We start from the raw sequence: 3,995 nt of genomic DNA, 5'->3' as shown, positions 1-3,995 counted from the left end.
TGAACCCGGATCGCATCGACAACCAGGACGGCGCCCCACAGCGCAGTAACCAGGAGCGAAAAGCCGCCTGAGATTTAATCGTCGAGGCGACAACTACCTTGAAAATTTCCGAGGTTGATTGAATTGCCACTTTAACCGATCCGGTAGGCCTATTTGCACATCAGAGCCCGTTCGAGTTGGTCGTGCGACAAGTGGCGCAGGTCCATACCCTTCACGATGTAGATGATGAACTCGGCGATGTTCTTCGCATGATCGCCGATCCGCCCCCGCGTTCTCACAGGCCGGAGAGTCTTTCAACGAATTTCTGTAGTAAATCGGCAAGAGGATACTTTAGCAGCAGCAGTGGCGCCATCGGAAGAAAAGCCGCGATCGTCAATTGTGAAAGAAGACGTGGGGATGCGGGTATCCATCTTACGCTGCCGACCTCGGTGATGACACGCTTCAATGCAACCAGCGCGTTCAAGTCCGGTGCCCCAAGCAGCTTATCGTCTGGTACGCGCTCGGTTCCCGCCCATTTTTCGTCAAAGAGGGTCGCGTAACGCTCAGCAAGTCTCATGTACTCCTCTGTTCCCTTCATCCGGCAAGCCCAGAGTTTCGGCGAAAAGATCGCCAAAGGGACTAAAAATAGTAATGCGTCTACGAGAACGACCGTTGCTATCGCCGGATAGATGGCATCATTAGGCATCGTCCCTGCTCTCACACCCTCCACGAATGACGCCGTCTGGGTCACCGATATGGCGACAACAAGCGGAGCGAAGTGGGCGTGAACGATCTCGAGATATCCGATTCCGCCCGCACCGTCTGGATGAACAGGAACAAGACGAAGAGGCAATCTGCACAGACTCCCGAGGAAGTACCACCACAGCAGCAAGCGCCAGAACCAGCGAAGAATAAGGAAGCGAAACACCGTCAAGCACACATCCCAATACCACTGCCCCGTCAGACTGGACAAAACGGGTGGGCGATCAAGCATGTAGTCCGCGGCCGTCCCGAAGCGCGTTAGCTTTGTGCCATACCACCAGAGAATGACAGCCAGAAGTACGCACACGGCCTCAGGAATCCATGAATCTCTCCAACGGACGATGCGGACGATTTTCGACGAGAGGTTCGGCAGTGCTCCCTCTGGCACTACGCCCGAACGCGCAAGGGTACGGACGAACGATGCCACACAAGGGTCCACAGAAGATTCGCACAAGAAGAGCAGCGGGATAACAACGAGCAGACGGACATGCATGCCGACCGCGAGCGGAGATGCAATCCAGCGCGACAAGCCTTCTGTCATCGCGAGCGCAATCAGAACGATCCAGAGTGTGAGGCCAAGTGCCAGGCCCAACGCGGATGTACGATTTCTTCCATGGACAAGCTGCATGCGGCACCCTAGGCGATGGAGGGGACCGCCAAGCAGGGACAGCTCGTGAAGCTCCGTAGTAGGTCTTGTCATCAGTGGCGCGACCTGGCTGCTTCATCTGTTCGAAAACGGGCACGTACCCCAACAAAGGGTCTCGCGATTCTGATGCTGTAGTAAAAATGATGGACTATTATCATCCTAATCGAGGATCCGGAACTTGCTCTTCTGGTACCGCCGCGCTTTGCAGCCTCCCAGGACATCAGTGGCGGGTTGTTATGAGCGCTCTCTTGTCCTTCAGAACCGTATGCGCACCCCGGCGAATGGCCCCGCTGTCCTGATGTTGTAATAGAACGAGGACGAGTTGTAGTCCTGGGTGAGTATCCGATATCCCCCGGCCAGGTTGACTGACTTGGTGACGTCCCAGAATGCGGCAGCAACAAGTTGCCAGGCAAAGTTGCTGCCCCCCGCACCGACATCCGCGTAGCCGGTCACCGACCATTTTTCCGAGAACCGGTATGTAGCGCGAACGCCAACCAGTCCATCGACCCAGCTGACGCCCCTGCCACGCTCAACGCCTGCAGGTAACAGAGCACTTGGGGAGAAAGACAGGGTGGTGTTGAGATTCGTGTAGCGAAGGCCTGCCAGTACATCAATCGGTGTGGTATCACTATCCAGCACACGGTAGGCGCCCGCAACCTGCAGAACACCGTTATCCAGTTGCAGCTTCGCCGTGCCTAGCCGGCCACCCAGAATCGGATCTGACGTCTTGGACACGCTAACATAGAACCCGTCGACGATGATGCCCCAGCGGCCCTTACGCGCTTCGAACGTCCCCATGGCGCCGAAATTGAGGTTGTGCCAGATATTTGAAAAATGCGCATTGACGTTCTGCGCCGCGATAACCTGACCGACACGAATAGTGCCGCTTTGGCCCGCCATCCAAAGATAGGGCGTCACCGAGAACGTCCAGTTATTCTCGGTTGGTGCTGCCGTCGGCTGCTCCTGCGCACCAACCGATGCCACCAGAGCAAACAGCGATGCGCCCGTCCCACAATTCCATTTCAGTTGCCACATTCGCGACCGCATTTGAACACCTCCCGGGCGTCGGCACCGCAATCACTGCGACCCTGCTACCGGAAGACCCTCGCATAATTCGCGGTAAGGGTTCCCGGATTGGAGAGCCGTTGGCGCGGCCAATCGGGTATCGATAGCGCTGCAGGGCAACGCGTCGGCGGACGCGCAATCTCAACTGCCCGTTCGAACGCCTGCCGTGTCTCATCCCGGGCCGGTAACTCGACGAACGCTGCGGCTCTTCCCTGTCGGAGAAGCCGCCACGGTTTCGTGATAGCAAACAGATGCATCGCCCGGCTGATGATGCCCGTCCAGCCAGTCGGGTGGCTAGCGCCGAGTTCCGCCTCGCTGTCACGGTGGAAGTACTCTTAGAACAGCAGACAATCACGCCGTGCGAGTCTTCCTGAAACTTCCCATTTCCACCGCGGACCGGTCGACGGCCGTCGCTGCCACACCGGAAGATGCTCGTTAACCTTCGGCCGATCTCCGCAGCGACTTTGTAGAGCGGGTACGCCCGCGAGCGAGCCTGACCGTAATTGAAATAGTTCATGCGTCACCGGGCCCGCTATAGGCTTCGCGCACCGTGCCCCACTGTCTCTCCGACAGACAAGGTCCCCATATCTTCCATGGAGCGACGCCACGTCGGGCTTCATCGAGCCGGTCATGCTCTGCAATCACTTGACACCTCCAACCGATGGGCGTCACCCGGCGAGCCTGCTGAATGCCGGGTGACTTCCCTTCCGGTTCATCTCAGCTCAGTGATGCGCACCGCCTCCCGCATCGTCGAGTTGGCGCATAACGGCGTCGAGGTTGAACGACGCAGGCTTCTGACGCGGCGGATAGGCCTTGAAGTTTTCAATCTGTGCCGCGACGACCGCCTGCATCGCATAGAGCATATAGGCGTGAGAGATCATCCAGTCGTAATACGTGTTCGAACTTTCGTCCGCACGCTCGAATGGATCGCGACGCAGGTGGAACATCTTCGGAATGCGCAACCGCACGAAAGGCTCGGCCCAACACGCCAGCTGTTTGGCCCGCTGCTCCAGCAGCACCATTTTCCAGTCGCGCACACGGATCGCCATGATGTCGCCGTCGTCACTGATATAGAAAAACGACTCGCGTGGACTTTCTTTCACTTCCCCAGTCAGATAGGGGAGCATGTTGAAACCGTCCAGGTGAACCTTGTACGTTTTCTTGCCAGCCTTGTGTCCTTTAAGCAGTTCTTCCTTGATGTCCGGCTCGCCCGCCGCCGCGAGGAAGGTCGTCATCCAGTCCTGGTGCGTGACTATCCCGTTAAGAACCGTACCAGCAGGAAATTTCCCCGGCCATCGAACAAACGCGGGCACGCGCCAGCCGCCTTCCCAGTTCGTGTTCTTTTCGGACCGGAAAGGCGTGATGCCGGCATCGGGCCAGCTATTGAAGTGTGGGCCGTTATCCGTCGAATACATGACGATGGTGTCGTCGGCAATCCCCAATTCTTCGAGCTTCGCCAGCATCTTGCCGATGTTCTCATCGTGCGCGACCATGACGTCGTTATAGTCGCCTTGTCCGCTCTTGCCCTTGTGCTTCTCGGCAC

At 57.6% G+C, this 3,995-nt stretch carries 3 protein-coding genes and 1 pseudogene; all 4 read right to left on the bottom strand.

The genetic code is table 11. The features are described from left to right. Positions 1–149: 149 nt before the first annotated feature. A pseudogene (locus HV670_RS29455) lies at positions 150–263 on the bottom strand (phosphate signaling complex protein PhoU); the annotation flags it as partial. Positions 264–274: 11 nt separating this feature from the next. Then, a complete protein-coding gene (locus HV670_RS29450; RefSeq protein WP_175108458.1) occupies positions 275–1,369 on the bottom strand; it encodes a hypothetical protein in 1,095 nt (364 codons plus the stop codon). A 273-nt stretch (positions 1,370–1,642) separates the two neighbouring features. Then, positions 1,643–2,422, bottom strand: a complete 780-nt coding sequence (locus tag HV670_RS29445; protein ID WP_175108457.1) for a hypothetical protein — start codon at positions 2,420–2,422, stop codon at positions 1,643–1,645. Positions 2,423–3,174: 752 nt separating this feature from the next. After that, positions 3,175–3,995 (bottom strand): sulfatase-like hydrolase/transferase (locus tag HV670_RS29440; protein WP_175108456.1); only part of this gene is annotated, 821 nt, incomplete at its 5' end.

This window comes from Pararobbsia alpina, from assembly GCF_902859895.1.
Taxonomy (GTDB): Bacteria; Pseudomonadota; Gammaproteobacteria; order Burkholderiales; family Burkholderiaceae; genus Pararobbsia; species Pararobbsia alpina.
Note: the sequence above shows the minus strand (reverse complement) of the source record. Positions and strands in the feature narration are given on the sequence as shown.